The organism is Rhizobium sp. KNZ2-6A, from assembly GCF_056755475.1.
The window spans coordinates 39088-55413 of record NZ_JBNDIC010000047.1 but is presented as its reverse complement, the minus strand read 5'-3'; the positions used below and the strand labels follow the sequence as shown (position 1 = coordinate 55413).

14 protein-coding genes are annotated in these 16326 nt (G+C 60.7%); 7 read left to right on the top strand and 7 right to left on the bottom strand.

Annotated features, from left to right (window positions below; genetic code table 11):
• Positions 1–124 precede the first annotated feature (124 nt).
• Positions 125–298: a hypothetical protein gene (locus ACPYOP_RS26005; RefSeq protein ID WP_481413152.1), complete on the top strand. Its 174-nt coding sequence runs from the start codon at positions 125–127 to the stop codon at positions 296–298.
• A gap of 77 nt (positions 299–375) precedes the next feature.
• Here ACPYOP_RS26005 and ACPYOP_RS26000 read toward each other — a convergent pair whose 3' ends face one another.
• The 3 genes from ACPYOP_RS26000 to ACPYOP_RS25990 form a co-directional block, all read right to left on the bottom strand.
• Positions 376–1209: an alpha/beta fold hydrolase gene (locus ACPYOP_RS26000; RefSeq protein ID WP_481413151.1), complete on the bottom strand. Its 834-nt coding sequence runs from the start codon at positions 1207–1209 to the stop codon at positions 376–378.
• A gap of 358 nt (positions 1210–1567) precedes the next feature.
• Entirely contained in the window at positions 1568–2500 is a 933-nt protein-coding gene (locus ACPYOP_RS25995; RefSeq protein ID WP_481413156.1) for an alpha/beta hydrolase, read from the bottom strand.
• 353 nt (positions 2501–2853) lie between these two features.
• Positions 2854–3543, bottom strand: coding sequence for a DJ-1/PfpI family protein (locus tag ACPYOP_RS25990; RefSeq protein ID WP_481413150.1), 690 nt, complete (start codon positions 3541–3543; stop codon positions 2854–2856).
• A gap of 86 nt (positions 3544–3629) precedes the next feature.
• Between ACPYOP_RS25990 and ACPYOP_RS25985 the strand changes: the two genes are divergently transcribed.
• Complete coding sequence (locus ACPYOP_RS25985) at positions 3630–4580, top strand: GlxA family transcriptional regulator (RefSeq protein WP_481413155.1); 951 nt, start codon at positions 3630–3632, stop codon at positions 4578–4580.
• A 139-nt stretch (positions 4581–4719) separates the two neighbouring features.
• Positions 4720–5631 (top strand): acetamidase/formamidase family protein, encoded by a 912-nt coding sequence (locus ACPYOP_RS25980; protein WP_481413149.1) that lies wholly within the window; start codon positions 4720–4722, stop codon positions 5629–5631.
• A 15-nt stretch (positions 5632–5646) separates the two neighbouring features.
• Here the strand turns inward: ACPYOP_RS25980 and ACPYOP_RS25975 are convergent, their stop codons facing one another.
• The gene (locus tag ACPYOP_RS25975) at positions 5647–7389 is read right to left on the bottom strand and encodes a cation:proton antiporter domain-containing protein (RefSeq protein WP_481413148.1); all 1743 of its coding nucleotides are present in this window, start codon (positions 7387–7389) and stop codon (positions 5647–5649) included.
• 171 nt (positions 7390–7560) lie between these two features.
• Positions 7561–8607 carry an NAD(P)-dependent alcohol dehydrogenase gene (locus ACPYOP_RS25970; protein WP_481413147.1) on the bottom strand — a complete coding sequence of 349 codons (1047 nt, stop codon included), beginning with the start codon at positions 8605–8607 and terminating at the stop codon, positions 7561–7563.
• A 248-nt stretch (positions 8608–8855) separates the two neighbouring features.
• Between ACPYOP_RS25970 and ACPYOP_RS25965 the strand changes: the two genes are divergently transcribed.
• The gene (locus tag ACPYOP_RS25965) at positions 8856–8996 is read left to right on the top strand and encodes a hypothetical protein (protein WP_162943969.1); all 141 of its coding nucleotides are present in this window, start codon (positions 8856–8858) and stop codon (positions 8994–8996) included.
• Between the two features lie 22 nt (positions 8997–9018).
• Here ACPYOP_RS25965 and ACPYOP_RS25960 read toward each other — a convergent pair whose 3' ends face one another.
• Positions 9019–10479, bottom strand: coding sequence for a DHA2 family efflux MFS transporter permease subunit (locus ACPYOP_RS25960; RefSeq protein ID WP_481413146.1), 1461 nt, complete (start codon positions 10477–10479; stop codon positions 9019–9021).
• A gap of 419 nt (positions 10480–10898) precedes the next feature.
• On the opposite strand from ACPYOP_RS25960, the gene ACPYOP_RS25955 reads away from it, so the two are divergent.
• Positions 10899–11693: a FadR/GntR family transcriptional regulator gene (locus tag ACPYOP_RS25955; RefSeq protein WP_481413145.1), complete on the top strand. Its 795-nt coding sequence runs from the start codon at positions 10899–10901 to the stop codon at positions 11691–11693.
• 24 nt (positions 11694–11717) lie between these two features.
• Here the strand turns inward: ACPYOP_RS25955 and ACPYOP_RS25950 are convergent, their stop codons facing one another.
• Positions 11718–13217: an MDR family MFS transporter gene (locus ACPYOP_RS25950; RefSeq protein WP_481413144.1), complete on the bottom strand. Its 1500-nt coding sequence runs from the start codon at positions 13215–13217 to the stop codon at positions 11718–11720.
• A 481-nt stretch (positions 13218–13698) separates the two neighbouring features.
• Between ACPYOP_RS25950 and ACPYOP_RS25945 the strand changes: the two genes are divergently transcribed.
• Both ACPYOP_RS25945 and ACPYOP_RS25940 read left to right on the top strand, forming a co-directional pair.
• Positions 13699–14832: an ROK family protein gene (locus tag ACPYOP_RS25945; protein WP_481413143.1), complete on the top strand. Its 1134-nt coding sequence runs from the start codon at positions 13699–13701 to the stop codon at positions 14830–14832.
• 7 nt (positions 14833–14839) lie between these two features.
• The gene (locus ACPYOP_RS25940; RefSeq protein ID WP_481413142.1) at positions 14840–16282 is read left to right on the top strand and encodes a M81 family metallopeptidase; all 1443 of its coding nucleotides are present in this window, start codon (positions 14840–14842) and stop codon (positions 16280–16282) included.
• The last annotated feature ends 44 nt before the right edge of the window (positions 16283–16326 follow it).

The following is a 16326-nucleotide window of genomic DNA, read 5'->3' as shown; positions in this document are numbered from 1 at the left end:
CAATAAAAGCGCGCATGCTCCAATCCTCTGATCGGCATAGACGATGCCAATCGGCCCGAATGCCCGGCTTGCTTGACTTTGCGTGCTCAATATGAGAACATAAAGTGAACAAATGGAGATATCCATGACCAAGGCCGAACAAGTCATCGAACGTGCAATGAGCTTTGTCGCTGTCTCGAAGGCACTTCGGGAGCGCGAACAGGAACGGCGCGCCAACTGGACGCGCCGTGTGGAAATCAGCCGGCCGCTACCGCCCCTGCCGCGCGCCGTTCAGCTCTCGTTGAAACTCGACAGCTGAAACGGTAGGGGTAGTAATAGCACCCGGCAGGCTGTGAAGCGCCCGCCTTTCGGCGGGCGCACTGCTTTCAGGGAGAACTAGGCCTTGAAGAAGGCCAGCAGGTCGGCGTTGATCACATCGGCATGGGTGGTTGCCATGCCGTGCGGGAGGCCCTTGTAGACCTTGAGCGTGCCGTTCTTCAGCAACTTTGAAGACAGGAGCGCCGAGTCTGCGATCGGCACGATCTGGTCATCGTCGCCGTGCATGACAAGGGTCGGGACTTCGATCCTCTTCAGATCTTCCGTGAAGTCGGTTTCCGAGAAGGCCTTGATGCAATCGTAATGAGCCTTGGTGCCGCCCATCATGCCTTGACGCCACCAATTGTCGATGATGCCCTGCGAAACGACGGCGCCGGGGCGGTTAAAGCCGTAGAACGGCCCGGCGGGAACGTCGCGGAAGAACTGGGCGCGGTTGGCTGCAAGTGCGGCGCGGAAACCATCGAAGACTTCCAGTGGCAAGCCGCCGGGGTTCTTTTCGGATTTGACCATGATCGGCGGTACGGCGCCGATCAGCACGGCTTTCGAAACGCGGCCATGACCGCCATACTGTGCCACATAGCGGGCAACTTCGCCGCCGCCTGTGGAATGGCCGACATGAATGGCGCCCTTGAGATCGAGATGCTCGGCAAGCGCGGCCACGTCGGCGGCGTAGGTATCCATCTCGTTGCCGGTTGCCGTCTGGCTGGAGCGGCCGTGGCCGCGACGGTCGTGGGCGATGACGCGGTAGCCCTGATGGAGGAAGAAGAGCATCTGGGCGTCCCAATCGTCGGAGCTCAGCGGCCATCCGTGATGGAAGACGATCGGCTGGCCTGTTCCCCAATCCTTATAGAAGATCTGCGTGCCGTCCTTGGTGGTGATCGTGCTGCTGCTCATTGTGTCCTTACCTTTCGAAGTTGGTTGCTTTGTAGAGGCTTGTGCAGGTTGAGCGAAGGAAGTGACGGCTGCAGCGGCGGCAAGGCCGAGCCCGGCTGTCATAACGCCCCGACGGGTAGCTTGATGGATCGACTGGCTCATTTCAATCTCCATTAATAATTATCACACGATTTATTATCGCGATAAACATATGCATAAAATCTTTCTTTCGCCTTGTCTACTCAAAAACTATTCCACGATCATTTATCGCGATAAACAAATGACGTCGTGATGACAGCGCAGGGACAGGCAAAAACAAGCACTCGCCGCCCCTCGACCTCGAATAAATCAAGGCTTGTCATGTCTTTGCGCAGGAAAACTATTGCATCGGCCTGTCAGCAAAATGCGATATCGCGAATTCCGCAACTCTCGCATTCGACTTTCTCGCGTCGTCGAGCCAGAAGGGGAAAATCTGCCACTGATGAATCATGCCCGGCCAGATTTCCAGATTCACGCTGCCGCCTGCCTGACGCACCTTGTCCGCCAGCCTTGTACTGTCGTCGAGCAGCGTCTCGCGCGAACCGACCTGTATCAGCAGTGGCGGAAAGCCTGAGACATTGCCATAGAGCGGCGATATGTCGGGATCGTCGGGGGATCGATCCCGAACGAATGCATTGCGGATGAGGGTCAGCTCGTCCTTGCCCATGAACGGGTCCTCGGATGCATTGCCCGTCAGTGAGGCACCTGTGCCCGCAAAGTCGGTGACCGGGCTCATTGCGACGACCGCCGCAGGAAGCGGGCCTCTGAGATGAAGCTGATTGAGGGTGACCTCGATGGCCAAGGTTGCCCCGACCGATTCGCCAGCTATGACGATGTTACCAGGCTTGTATCCCGACGTCAGAAGCCAGCGATAGGCCGCAACTGCATCGTCCCTTTGCGCGGGAAAGCTATTCTCCGGCGCGAGGCGATAATCGATCAGCAAGACATCGGCCGACGTCGCCTTGGCAAGCGAGCCCGCGATGTTGATATGCGTTCGCAGCGAGCCGCTGTAAAAGCCGCCGCCATGCAGGAAGAGAATGGCGCGCCGGCCGATCGGATGATGCAATCGCGCCGGCCAAATCAAATCGCCATCCACGCCATTGGCATCGACATGCCGTATCTGCACACGCATCGGGCCCGGCGTCGATGCCATGAGCCTCTCGAAACCGGCACGCCGCTGCACAAGATCCGAGCCTGACATGGCGCTGCTTTCGCGCAAGGTGCCGATAAGCTTTTCCACCTGCTCGCTCGACGCCTTGGTCTGCGGCGCCATCTCGGATGTCTCGGCAGCCACGGCCGGCGATATCAGCGAAAGGCGTTTGCTAATCAGGTCTGTGCTGATCAGGCCCGAACTGAACAGGATTACCATCGCCATCAAGAAGTAAGACAGGCAAAGAAATGATCGGAACTCGTTCATCAAATGAGCCTTTTCCCCGCAAGGCCGTGGACGATATCGTGATCCCACGGTCGCAGAAAAGCTATTTGTGTCAAGTATGATGGACGACGTGAGACTGGAATTCCATTCGCCCGATCGCCCATCACGACTTCGACATGATCAAGCTGCGATCGCGTCCCTATCGGCGCTCCATTTCATCGAGGTGACAATGCCGGTGGACGAATTAATGCTCACGCGGACTGGTGCCCGGCAGCCGCAATGCGAGCGATGATCGCCTGCCGCGCCGTCCTCGTGCCGGCAAGGCGTGCCTTGGTCCTGGCCAGCACTTCAGCGCTCGCCTTCTCAGGCAATCCGGAATGGAACGGCGGCTCCGGCGCGTATTCCAGCGACAACTGGATCCCTTCGGCTTCCTCTTGACCACGCAAGGCGGCAACGATCGTCAGTCCAAAATCGGTGCCGGCAGTCACGCCGCCCGCGGTGAAGAGATTGCCGTCCCGCACGACGCGCCCCGGCGCGGCGACGGCTCCGAAACTCTCGAGGAAATCGCATGCATTCCAATGGGTCGTCGCCTTCTTGCCCCTGAGCAGGCCGGCCGCGCCGAGGACGAGAGCGCCGGTGCACACCGAGGTGACGAAGCGGGCTTGGGCTGCCTGCTCCCGGATGAAACTGAGGACCGCTTCATCCTCCAGCAGTGCATTGACGCCGCCGCCGCCGGGCACGCAGATCACATCGAGCAGCGGGCATTCGGCAAACGTCGTCGTCGGTTGCAACACCAGCTTCGTTGCGGAAACGATGGGCGACGCATCCTTCCAGACGAGATGCACTTCCGCCTCATCCATGGAGGCGAATACCTCGTAGGGTGCGGTCAGATCGAGTTGCTGGACGCCTGGAAAGGCAAGCAGGCCGAAGTGAATGGTCATGACGGGGTCTCCGATGATTGACTTTTCCGAGCTTATGCGACAACGATCTGGCACATTTGCCGAACAACCGTCATTTCTCGCCAATCATGCGCCGCATCGAAATTCTTGCCTTTGACAATGCGCAGCTGCTTGATATCACCGGCCCGCTGCAGGTTTTCACCAGCGCCAACGAGGCCGCGCTCGCGCTTGGTCTGCCGAGACCCTACGAGGCCGTCGTCGTCGCGCAACACGCGCAGACCCGAACCAGCTCCGGCCTCGCGCTCATGACCGCGCCGCTTGCCGATGACGATAATCCGCTCGATACCTTGATCATCGCCGGCGGCTGGGGCGTCAACAAGGCCTGCGACAATCTCGTCCTCATCGAATGGGTGCGCCGACGAGCCGGAAGTGCCCGCCGCATAGCCTCCGTCTGCAGCGGCGCCTTTCTGCTTGCGCAAGCCGGTCTTTTGGATGGGAGACGAGCGGCAACCCATTGGAATCGTTGCGAAGAATTCGCCAAGCGTTTCCCGCAGGTGAAGCTCGAGCCCGATCCGATCTTCGTTCAGGACGGGCCGATCTGGAGTTCTGCGGGTGTGACTGCCGGCATCGATCTTTCGCTTGCCTTGATCGAGGCCGATCTTGGCCGCACGCTGGCGCTTTCGGTCGCGCGCGCACTCGTCGTCTTCCTGAAGCGACCGGGCGGCCAGGCGCAATTCAGTACGACGCTAAAGCTTCAGGAAGGTGGCGAACGCTTCGACCGGCTGCACGGCTGGATCATGGACAATCTGCGCACCGATCTTTCCCTACCGGCGCTTGCCGAGCAGGCGAATATGAGCGCACGCAGCTTCTCGCGCCATTATCTGAAGGCAACCGGGCGGACACCCGCGCGCGCCGTCGAAGAAATCCGCATCGAGGCCGCCCGCCGCCTTCTGGAGGAGGGCCTGACCGTGCATCAGGCGCGCATGCGTTGCGGCTTCGGTTCGGAAGAGACCATGCGGCGCAATTTCATGCGGAAATTCGGGACGACGCCGCAGACATTTCGCGATCATTTCGCTTGAGGCCAGCCTGAAATATCAGACATTGGTTCGTGCTCAAAGCGAGGCAGCCACTATGCGTAAATACCGCCGCGGCGCCCTTCCTTGACGCGCGGAGTCATCATAGGCTGCCGCAACCGGATTCGAGACAAGGTTTAAGCAAATGGCAACACACCGTTTCGCCCCCACCCATTATCACAATGTCATCGGTTCGCTGCCGCCGGCCCTGCATGTCGCCGACGGCGATATCGTCGTCACCGAAACGCTCGATGCCGCCGGCTACGACAAGTACGACATCAACCGCATCTCAGGCCCCAATCCGATGAACGGCCCGATCTTCGTCGAAGGCGCGGAGCCGGGCGATTCCCTCAAGGTCGAGATCCTGACCATGATGCCGACGCGCGATACAGGGTTTACCCGCGGCGTGGTCGCCAGCAATGTCGTCGACCCGCGCGATGTCCGTGCTCTGCCGGCGGGCGAAAAGGTGATATGGCGGATCGATCGCGAAGCCCTGACAACGCGGCTGGCCGAGCCCGTTGCCGGTCTCGAAACCCTTACTCTGCCGCTGTCGCCGATGATCGGCTGCTTCGGGGTCGCGCCGCAGCTCGGCCAGGCCATATCGACCGCAACCAGCGGCGAGTTCGGCGGCAATATGGACTATCGCCTGCTCGGGCCGGGCACGACCGTCTGGTTTCCGGTCTCGTCGCCCGGTGCGCTGTTCTTTCTGGGCGATTGCCATGCGGTGCAAGGCGACGGAGAGATCGTCGGCACCGGCATCGAAACCACCTTCGAGGTGACGGTGCGCCTCAGCGTCGACAAGAAAAAGACGATCGTCTGGCCGCGCGGCGAGACGGCGGAAGATATCTTCACCATCGGCAATGCCCGGCCGCTCGACCAGGCCCTGCAGCATGCCACCAGCGAAATGCTGCGCTGGCTCGGCTCCGATTATGGCCTCGACAAGACGGCGGCGAGCCATCTGCTCGGCCAGGTCGTGCGCTACGATGTCGGCAACGTCTTCGACCCCGCCTATACCATGGCCTGCCGCGTTTCGAAAAACTGGCTGAAGCGCCGATAGGGCGTCAGCCTGATATCAGCCTGCATCCAGCGACTGGTCGCGCCGCTGGCGCGACACGTTGCTCTCCTGCCGCTCGCGCGCCATGCGGCTGACGGCGGCACGCAATTGCGGATGCCGCGACATGAAGAGATTGAAGTCGCGGCGGTCCAGCACGAAGAGCTGGCAGAAATCGACAGCGATGACATCGGCCGTGCGGCGCGCTCCCGTCAGCAACGCCATTTCACCGAAGAAGGCGCCGGCGCCGAGCCGGATCTCGTCATCCTCCAGCTGCACTTCGACCGCGCCGGAAGCGATGAAGAACATGCTGTCGCCACGATCGCCGGTGCGGATGACGCGGTCGCCTGGCGAGGCCGATCGCGGCCGGAAGAGCAGCAGCAGCTCCTCATGTTCGTTATCATCGAGTTCGGCAAACATCGGGAAGGTTTCGATGAGCTGCTCGATCTCGAGATGGTGCTGGCGATCGCGCTCCTCGCGCTGCTTGTTGATCGCGGTCAATTGACGCCGCAGACCGTCCTGCTTGGCCATGCCGTATTTGTTCGCCAGGAACGGCCAGCGGGCAAAGGTCCACTTTTCGAGCTTCTCCGTGGCGTAGAAGGCCAGCGGATTGAGCGTGATCGACAGGATCGCGCCGGCAAGGATGAGATCCTGCCCTTCCCGCGTCAGCAGCCCCAGCGAAACGCCGAGCCCGGCCAGAATGAAGGAGAATTCGCCGATCTGCGCCAGACCTGCCGCAACCGCAAAGCCGATGCTGGCGGGATAGCGCAGCAACAGCACGACGCCGAAGGCGATCAGCGATTTGCCCAGCATGATCAGCGCCAGCACGCCGATGATCATCAACGGTTCGCGGATCAGGACCGAGGGATCGAACAGCATGCCGACGGACACGAAGAACAGCACGGAGAAAGCATTCTGCAATGGCAGAGAGTCGGCTGCCGCCCTATGGCTGAGATGCGATTCACTCATTACGAGACCGGCGAAGAAGGCGCCCAGCGCAAAGGAGACGCCGAAGATCTCCGCCGCGCCGAAGGCGATGCCAAGGGCGATCGCCAGAACCGACAGCGTGAAGAGTTCGCGCGAGCCCGTGCGGGCAACCGAGGTCAAAAGCCAGGGCACGACGCGCGGGCCGATGAAGATCGCGACCGCTGCGAAGGCCGCGACCTTGAGGAGCGTCATGCCGATCGTCAGCCAGATCGAGCCGGAAGCGGCATGCTCGCCGGCATCCGCGTGACCACCGAGGACACCAGCGAAGGCGGGCAGAAGCACGAGCGCAAGCACCATGGCCAGATCTTCGACGATCAGCCAACCGACAGCGACGCGGCCATTGGTCGAACTGACCAGATTGCGCTCTTCCAGCGCCTTCAGCAGCACGACCGTACTGGCAACGGCAAGGCTGAGGCCAAAGACCACGCCGGCGCCGACGCTCCAGCCCCATAGCGACGTCAAGCCGACACCCAGTACCGTTGCAATTGCGATCTGTCCGATTGCGCCGGGAATGGCGACGCCCCGCACCGCCAGAAGGTCGGCGGCGGAGAAATGCAGGCCGACCCCGAACATCAGCAGGATGACGCCGATCTCGGCTAATTGCGATGCCAGCGAAACATCGGCGACAAAACCCGGTGTCGACGAGCCGATAATGACGCCGGCCACCAGATAGCCGACCAGCGGCGGCAGATGCAGCCTGTCGGCCAGATAGCCGAAAATAGCCGCAAACACGAAGCCCGCGGCAATCAATGCGATCAATGCAACGTCGTGCGGCACGGCGGTCCTTCCCGTTTCACGGCGTTAAAGCCTGTTCCCTCTGTTGAAAGCTACCTAGCATCGCTTTTGCCGGGCCGTCTACCGGATCGTGTACAACTGAGGAAAACATCGCCTTGCCGATACACGGGATCGGGTATCAGGCTCGAGACAAGGCGATGTGACAACCGAAACTTATTGATCCAGAAGGATCTGCAACTTGACGTCTGTCGGCCGGGCTTCAACGGCACGATCGAAGGCCTTGATGGAGTCCTCGAAGTCAAAGGTCTCCGAAATCAACGGCTTCAGATCGACGCGGCCGGATGCGATCAGCGCGATGGAACGCTCGTACTGATGCGCATAGCGGAAAATCGTCTCGATGCGAATTTCCTTGGTCGATGCCGTCGAAACGTCGAAGCCGACCGGATTGACCGGCAGGCCGACGGCAACGATGACGCCGCCCGGACGCGGCAGCGCCATGACGGTTTCCCAGGCCTTCGGCGAACCCGAGCATTCGAAGACGACATCCGCGCCCCAGCCGTCCGTCAGCCGGCTGACCTCTTCCACCAGGTTCTTCTCGCGAATATTGACCGGGATGACGCCCTGATACTGCGCGGCGATATCGAGCTTTGGCTGGGCAAGATCGGCAACGATCGCCCGCGCGCAGCCGCCCGCAAGGGCCGCAACCGCCACCATGATGCCGATCGGGCCGGCACCGAGCACGACGGCGGTGTCGCCGGGGGTGATGCGGGCCTTGGTCGCGGCCTGCATGCCGACAGCGAAGGGCTCGACCATCGCCCCCTCCGCAAAGCTGACATTGTCGGGCAACTTGAAAGTGTAGTTGGCCGGATGAACGACGAAGGGCGTGAGAACGCCATGGATCGGCGGCGTTGCCCAGAAGGTGACGGCGGGATCGACATTGTACATGCCGAGGCGGCTCGCCTTGGAATTGGTATCGGGAATGCCGGGCTCCATGCAGACCCGGTCGCCGATCTTCAGATGCGTGACGCCGGCGCCGACTTCGACCACCGTGCCGGCAGCCTCGTGGCCGAGCACCATCGGCGCGTTGACGACGAAGGGGCCGATCTTGCCATGCGTATAGTAATGCACATCCGATCCGCAGACGCCGACCGTATGGATCTTGATCTTCACCTCGCCCGGCCCAACCTCCTGTGGCAGATCGATATCACGGATCGCCAATTCATGCTGACGCTCCAAAACCAGGGCACGCATCTTGCTCATCGCCTCTTCCTCTTTCCAAGCAACCAACGCCCCGCTGACACAGGGACGAAATCTTTGTCCGTTATATCGTGTGAAACGGCGTCACAAAACGATCTTTACGCGATGCCGATAAACGTCTGCGGCCCTCCTGCAGGCTACGGCCTATCAGCATCAATATTAGACATTTCTTATTATTTGGCTCCCTATTGCCAATATTGACTGGAGTTCCATTTCTTGCCTTTCTAATAATAGAGAAGGAGGGGCTCATTATGACAGTATATGATTGGACCGGTCAGCGCGCCCGCCGGATGAAGATGCTGCGTGCGGCAAGTTTCGCAATGCTTCTGATCATCCTGATGGCGATACCCGTGATATTGCTGCACTACAACATCATCGAATACCCGCACTGACCACTTCGGAAAGACACAATCATCACGCCGCCTTCCTCGCCAGCTTCGGCTTGCGCGAGACATTGTCGCCGGCCCTTCGGTCCAGCGGCAGGCAGTCCAGCACGGCAAGCAGCGCAATGATGCCCAGCATCACGAAGGCCAGGCGAAATTCGATGGCAACGATGCCGCCTACACCAAGCGGCGCGCTGATTGCCTGGCCGATGCGGATGCCGATGGCGCCGACGGCAATGCCCATGCCCATGGTCAGCTGAAAGGCCGTGCTGAACAGCGTGTTGGCACCCGTCATCTGCTGCGGCGGAATATCGGCAAAAGCGATCGTATTCAGAGCGGTGAAATGCATCGACCGGCACATGCCGCCGATGAACAGCACCGGCAAGATGAACCAAAGAGAAGTGTCGGGCGAAAACAGCGCACAGGCTGCGATGAAGATGGCATTGAGGATGCCGTTGACGATCAGCACCGGCTTGAAGCCGAAGCGGCGCAGGATGGGCGTCGTAGCCGGCTTCATGGCCAGATTGCCGGCAAAAACGGCTAAGGTCAACATGCCGGCATGAAAGGCGCTGAGCCCGAAGCCCACCTGGAACATCAGCGGCAGCATGAAGGGAACCGCGCCGATGGCCGTGCGAAACAACGATCCGCCGGAAATGGTAATGGCAAAGGTCGCCAGTCGCAGCCCGGAAAGATCGATGAGCGGGTGCTCCGTCCGGAGGAAATGAAACACGGCAATGGCAAGCAGGATGAAGCCGACGGCCACGTAAGCCCATGCTTCCAGCCACAAGGGCTCGGGGCGCCCGATCAGCTCCAATCCATACATCAGGCTTGCCAGGCCGATGCCGCTGAGGATGAAGCCAAGCCAATCGAAAGGAAGGCGCGCCGTGCTCTTGGTTTCGGGAATGAGCATGAGCGAGAAGACGAAGGCCAGGATACCGAGCGGCAAGTTGAGAAAGAAGATCCAGCGCCAGCTTGCATGATCGGTGATGAAGCCGCCGAGCGGCGGCCCGAGGATCGGCGCCACCAGCGCCGGCCAGGTGATCGTTGCGATCGCCGAGATCAGCTTGTCCTTCGGTGTGTTGTTCAAGACGACCAATCTGCCCACCGGCACCATCATCGCCCCGCCGATGCCCTGCAGGATGCGCATGGCGACGAAGGAACCGACACCGTTGGCAAAGCCGCAGAGGACCGAGGCGAGCGTGAAGATGACGACCGCCGTGGTGAAGACCAGGCGCGCGCCGAAGCGATCGCTGATCCAGCCGCTGATGGGAATGAAAACACCGAGCGTCAGCAGATAGGCACTCATGCCGATATTGAGATCGACCGGGCGAGCGCCGAAGGAACCGGCCATCTGCGGCAGCGCGGTCGCGATGACGGTGCCGTCCAGATTTTCCATGAAGAAGGCACCGGCCACGAGCAATGCAATCGACAGCGACCGAGATCCGGTCTCCTGCTGCTCCTCCCCCTGCCCACGCGTGGACATGTCATTCATTTGTCTGCCACTCCGAATCCGCCTCGCACCCGAATGCATTTAACCGGTTCGGTAACGTTTACGATAGGCCGAAATCGTCCCATCAATCGCTTGAGCGATCACGTTTCGCGAAGCGGACGGCGCGCAATTTGATCGGCAAGCCGATCGCTCTCTCGATCCAAACACGCTCCACACGAAGCGCCCAGGCAGGTTCATGTTGGTGAACAGAGCGATCAATCCGCCGCCAGTAGGCATGCATGCGCAAGACATGCTAGGGTTTTTCGTGGAAAAAATGCCGCAGGGAGAACAATAGGATCGACGTCATAACAATATGGAACAGCCCCAAACTAGGCGAGACACCGGTTTTAAGCCCCCCAATGCAGTCTAGGCTGATGAGTGTCTTCGCAACGGCGCATCAATAAGGAACAAGAGCCCGCATAATGAAACATGGCCACGACGCATTGATCACCCCGGCGACGCCGGAGTCGAAACTGATCGTAACCCAATCGCCCTTCGACGCCTTTGTGCGAAAATACGGTACGATCCCGCGGCGCGGCGTCTTCGGCTATTTCGTCCATGAACTCGGCCGCCGCATCGTCCGCAGCGACTATCCTGTCGGCACGACACTGCCCAACGAACCGGATCTCGTCGAACAGTTCGGCATCAGCCGCACGGTCATTCGCGAAGCGATGAAATGCCTCGCCGGCAAGGGGCTGGTGGAGATCAAGACCCGCGTCGGCACGCGCGTGAAGGAGCGCTCCAACTGGCATCACCTCGATACGGATGTCATGGTCTGGTACTACGAGACCGGCCCGTCGGTCGAAATCATGCGTTCGATCAAGGATCTGCGTCTGGCGCTCGAGCCGGAAGCCACCGCCCGCGCGGCTCTGCGCCGAAGCGAGAGCGATATTGCGGCCATCAGCTCCGCTTATAAGGAAATGGTTTCCACCGTCGGCGACGTCAACAGCAATGCCGATGCCGACCTGCGCTTCCATACGGCGATCTTCGCCGCCACCCACAACATGATCTATTCGCAGCTGATCGACCTGATCGCCGTCGGCATCTACGCCAATCGCACGCTTTCCGGCCAGGAAGACATAGCCGAGGGCCAAAAGCGCGCGCTGCCGCTTCACAAGGCCATCCTCGACGCCATCGTCGCGCAGGATAGGGACGCTGCGATCAAGGCATCGCGAAACCTGCTGGATGCCTGGCTTGCCCGCGACTACGGCTTCTGACGCACCGCAACGTGCCCTTGAGGACTAATGGGTCATCGCATCCTGGGCGTCCGTCTTGGGCACCGGCGATCCCCGACCGGCATCACGCGCGACGGGGATGAACCAGATGGTCGCGCAGGTCGTCAAGGCGACGATGACGACACCCCAGAAGCTCCAGTGCAGTGCGGCATTGAAGACGCCCCGAATTGCGGGATCGCCGACGAGATCGGAAAGGCCGGTCGGCTGGTTGAGGATATCGTGAAGCCTCGCCGCCAGCTCACCGCTGCCATAATGCGCGATACCAACATTCATGATCGCGCCGAGCGCGGTCGCACCAAGCGTATTGCCGAGGCTGCGCGAGAAGATGATCGACGCCGTCGCACTGCCGCGCATCGACCATTCAACGCTTTCCTGCACCAATACCACGCTGGTGAGGCTGATAAGACCCATGCCGAAACCCATCAGGAACGAGCCGACACCGGCGATCACCGGGCTGCTCTCCGGCGTCAGGAACAGGAGGAAGAGCGAGCCGAAGGGAAACATCAGGCTGCCGGCGCGCAGGGTTGTGCGGATGCCGAAAGTGCGGAAGAAGCGGCTTGCAAGCATGACGGCAAGCGGCCAGCCGACGATCAGCATCGTGAGCGTAAAGCCGGCCTCGAGCGGCGAACGGCCGAGCACGCCCTGAACGTAGATCGGCAGGACCGTTGTCAGGCCGATAAGCGCCATGCCGGCAAGCAGCGTCGCGGCATTGCTGGTCGCAATCAGCCGCCGGCTCCAAAGAGCAATCGAGATAATCGGCTCCGGCGCGCGCCGCTCCTGCCACAGGAACAGGATACCGGTGAGAACGAAGACGATCGCGAGAGGGCAGAGAACGGCAAAGCTTGCATCGGTCTCCGTCAGGATGACGAGCAGCGATACGATCGATATCGAAAACAGGATCGTGCCGAGATAATCGATCTTCGCCTCGCGTGGCGTAATGGACTCGTGCAGAAAAATCATAAAGCCAGCGATCGCAAGTACCCCAAGCGGCAGGTTGATCCAGAAAATCCAGGCCCAGGAGAGATTGTCGACAATGATGCCGCCGGCAAGCGGGCCGATAACGGCGGAGATCGCCCAGACGCTGGCAAGCGCGCCCTGCACCTTGGCCCGCTCTTCGAGCTTGTAGAGATCGCCGACGACGGTCATCGTGACAGGCTGTATAGCACCGGCGCCAAGGCCTTGCAGCAGCCTGAAGACAATGAGCGAGGCCATCGACCAGGCAAAGCCAGCCAGCGTCGAGCCCACGAGAAAGATGATGATGCCGCCGATCAGCATCGGCTTGCGGCCGAAAATGTCGGAAAGCTTACCATAGATCACCGTCGTGGTGGACTGCGCCAGGAGAAAGGCGGAAAAGACCCAGCTGTAATAGGTGAAGCCGCCGAGCTGGCCGACGATGCGCGGCATGGCGGTTGCGACGATGGTCGCTTCGATGGCGACCATGAAGGTCGCCAGCATGATCGAGACGATGACCAACGGGCGTCTCGAGCGATCGACCGTACTGGACATGGCATTCCTTTCTGACTGCTGCACCCGATGTCGAAGACGCGCAGGCCGCGATTAGGGCCATGGTCGAGCGCTTAGCTGCTGGGATCAAAGTCCAAAGCGCGTCGCGATCTTTCAGATTCGCTCCGTGCGCTTTGAACTCTTGATTTTTCGCATGTCGTTGCCGCAAAACCGCTGCACACTTTTGCGCGACATGCTCTAGGGACGAGACGATTGGAGGGCGGACGCCTGCGGAATCGCTATAATAAGCTTTGCATATTGGTGCCGGTCGATGTCAACTGTTTAAACGCGACCGCGCTTTGCTTTTTGGCGGACGCTACGGCCTGAAATCTCGGAATAACAAATCCGGATCCAAGGGCATCACCGCAGCCCTGATCCCCATTGACGATATCACAGAATTGCGCCTTAATGAATTAACTTCCGCGCTTTTGTTCATTTTTTGAACTTAGCGCCAGTAGGAACCGGAATCCAGCGGAACGTCGAATTGCTCACTTCCTCACAGCAGCAGCTCTTGCGGGTCATCAGCCAGTCCGGCCCTTCGAGCCGCACGGTTCTGGCGGCATCCATGGGCTTAAGCAAGGCTGCCATGAGCGGAATAGCGCGCGATCTGATTTCCCTTGGCGTATTGCGGGAGACGGAGACGATCTACGGTCAGGGCCGTCCGTCGATCCTGCTGGATCTGCATCCGGAGGGCGCCTTCTTCGTCGGAATTTCGCTGCTGGAAGATCCGGCACCCCTGGTGCTCAGCGACTTCAACGGCAATATCGTCGCGCGCCAAACCATGCCGCTGTCGCGTGACCCCGATGCCATCGCCGCGATGATCGCGGACACGTTGCCGAAGCTTCTTGCCGAACAGAAAGATGCCCACCGTAAGCTCTCCGGCATTGGCATTGCGCTCTCCGGCTTCGTCGACGAGAAGCAGGCAAACTGCGTCAAATCCACCCTGCTCGGATGGCAGGACGTGCCGCTTGCCGGCATCATCAGGCAGAAGACCGGCATCGACACCTTCATCGAGAACGACGCCAAGGCGGTCGCCGTCAGCGAGAAACTGTTCGGCAGTGCCCGCGATGTGCAAAATTTCAGTGTCGTTTCCTTCGACAGTGGCATCGGCTGCGCCCATTTCGTCGGAGGAAAACTCTATCGCGGCAATCATGGCGGCGCCGGCGAGATTGCACATTGCACCATAGAGCCGAACGGTTCGCCCTGCCGCTGCGGCAAGCGCGGCTGCCTCGATACCGTGGCTTCTCTGACGGCAATCAAGGAAATGGCAAAGGCGGAGGGCCTTGCCTGCCATTCCCTCGACGACCTGGAGACGGAAGCGTCGCTCGGCAACGCTGTCGCGATCCGCATCCTGCATCGCGCCGGCGGCGCGCTTGGGCTGGCGATTGCTCATCTCATCCAGTTCAACGATCCTGGCCTGATCCTGATCACCCATGTCGAGGGACGGTTCGACGGCCTTTTCGGCACCGTCATGCGGCAGGCAGCCGAAGCAAACGTCCTGCCGCGCTATGCCGGCCAGACGCCGATCCGCACGCAACGCGTCGATGGCGATGTCTGGGCGCGTGGAGCGGCCAGCATCGCCGCCCATAATTTCCTGATTGGTCCTACTCCCTATTGAGGTTCCCATGCGCATCGCCGTCGGAGGCATTCACATCGAATGCAGCACCTACAATCCGGTCCTGAACGAAGAGAAGGATTTTCGCGTTCTGCGGGGCGCGGAGCTGACAGCTTCGCCCTACTTCGCCTTTCTTAGAGATTACGACGGCGAATTCCTGCCGACCATCCATGCCAGAGCCATTGCCGGCGGCCCTGTCGCGCGCCATACCTATGAGGGCTTCAAGGCGGAATTCCTGGAAGGGCTGAAGGCCTTGCTGCCGCTCGATGGGCTCTATCTCGCCATGCACGGCGCCATGTATGTCGAAGGCATGGAAGATGCCGAAGGCGACTGGATCAGTGCGGCCCGCGCTGTCGTCGGCGACGACTGCATGGTCTCGGCGAGCTACGACCTGCATGGCAATGTCACCCAGCGCATCATCGATGCGCTCGACATGTATTCCACCTATCGCACCGCCCCGCATATCGACGTCGAGGAAACCATGCGCCGCGCCGTCAAGATGCTGACGGAGAGCCTGAAGACCGGCGTAAAGCCGATCCTGCTCTGGGCGCCGATCCCCGTGGTGCTACCGGGCGAACGCACCAGCACCGTCGATGAGCCGGCCAAGAGCCTTTACGACATGCTGCCCGGAATCGATGCCATCGACGGCGTCTGGGATGCCTCCCTCATGGTCGGTTACGTCTGGGCCGACGAACCGCGCGCAACGGCCGCCGCCATCATGACCGGCACGGATCGCGCCGTGCTCGAACGCGAAGCGAAACGACTGGCGCAGGCCTATTGGGATGTGCGCAAGGATTTCGTTTTCGGCTCGGAGACCGGCTCGCTCGAAGAATGTGTCGCCAAGGCAATCGCCAGCACGACTACGCCCGTGGTTCTGGCGGAATCCGGCGACAACCCGACGGGCGGCGGCGTTGGCGACCGCGCCGATGTGCTGGCGGAACTGATTGCCAAGGGCGCCCAAGGTGTCATTTTTGCCGGTATTGCCGATAAGGCTGCCACGCAAGCCTGTTATTCCGCCAGCCTCGGCGCCACGCTCGATCTTTCCGTCGGCGCATCGCTCGACACGAAGGGAAGCCAACCGGTGAAGGGCAGCTTCACCGTCAAGTTCCTGCTCGATGCCGCAGAGCCGAGCGACGCGCAGGCGGTTGTTTCGATCGGCGGCATCGACCTTGTCCTGTCGGCCAAGCGCCGTCCCTATCACAATATCGCCGATTTCACCCGCCTTGGCCTCGATCCTCACAAGGCGAAGATCATCGTCGTCAAATCCGGCTATCTCTCGCCGGAACTGGCGCCGATCGCCAATCCGAACCTGATGGCGCTGTCGCCGGGCGTCGTCGACCAGTTCGTCGAGCGCCTGCCGCGTCTGCGCAAGACCAAGCCGACCTACCCCTTCGACAAGGATTTCGACTTCACGCCCCAGACAGCCATTTCTGCGCGCGCCATCAGTCGCTGAGGCTCCTGTCGGGGAGCCATAAGACCGGACATCATTATTTCGCT

Coding starts and splice junctions, on each gene's coding strand:
- ACPYOP_RS26005 (WP_481413152.1), top strand. CDS start 125: ATGACCAAGGCCGAACAAGTCATCGAACGTGCAATGAGCTTTGTCGCT.
- ACPYOP_RS26000 (WP_481413151.1), bottom strand. CDS start 1,209: ATGAGCAGCAGCACGATCACCACCAAGGACGGCACGCAGATCTTCTAT.
- ACPYOP_RS25995 (WP_481413156.1), bottom strand. CDS start 2,500: ATGGCGCCGCAGACCAAGGCGTCGAGCGAGCAGGTGGAAAAGCTTATC.
- ACPYOP_RS25990 (WP_481413150.1), bottom strand. CDS start 3,543: ATGACCATTCACTTCGGCCTGCTTGCCTTTCCAGGCGTCCAGCAACTC.
- ACPYOP_RS25985 (WP_481413155.1), top strand. CDS start 3,630: ATGCGCCGCATCGAAATTCTTGCCTTTGACAATGCGCAGCTGCTTGAT.
- ACPYOP_RS25980 (WP_481413149.1), top strand. CDS start 4,720: ATGGCAACACACCGTTTCGCCCCCACCCATTATCACAATGTCATCGGT.
- ACPYOP_RS25970 (WP_481413147.1), bottom strand. CDS start 8,607: ATGAGCAAGATGCGTGCCCTGGTTTTGGAGCGTCAGCATGAATTGGCG.
- ACPYOP_RS25965 (WP_162943969.1), top strand. CDS start 8,856: ATGACAGTATATGATTGGACCGGTCAGCGCGCCCGCCGGATGAAGATG.
- ACPYOP_RS25960 (WP_481413146.1), bottom strand. CDS start 10,479: ATGAATGACATGTCCACGCGTGGGCAGGGGGAGGAGCAGCAGGAGACC.
- ACPYOP_RS25955 (WP_481413145.1), top strand. CDS start 10,899: ATGAAACATGGCCACGACGCATTGATCACCCCGGCGACGCCGGAGTCG.
- ACPYOP_RS25950 (WP_481413144.1), bottom strand. CDS start 13,217: ATGTCCAGTACGGTCGATCGCTCGAGACGCCCGTTGGTCATCGTCTCG.
- ACPYOP_RS25940 (WP_481413142.1), top strand. CDS start 14,840: ATGCGCATCGCCGTCGGAGGCATTCACATCGAATGCAGCACCTACAAT.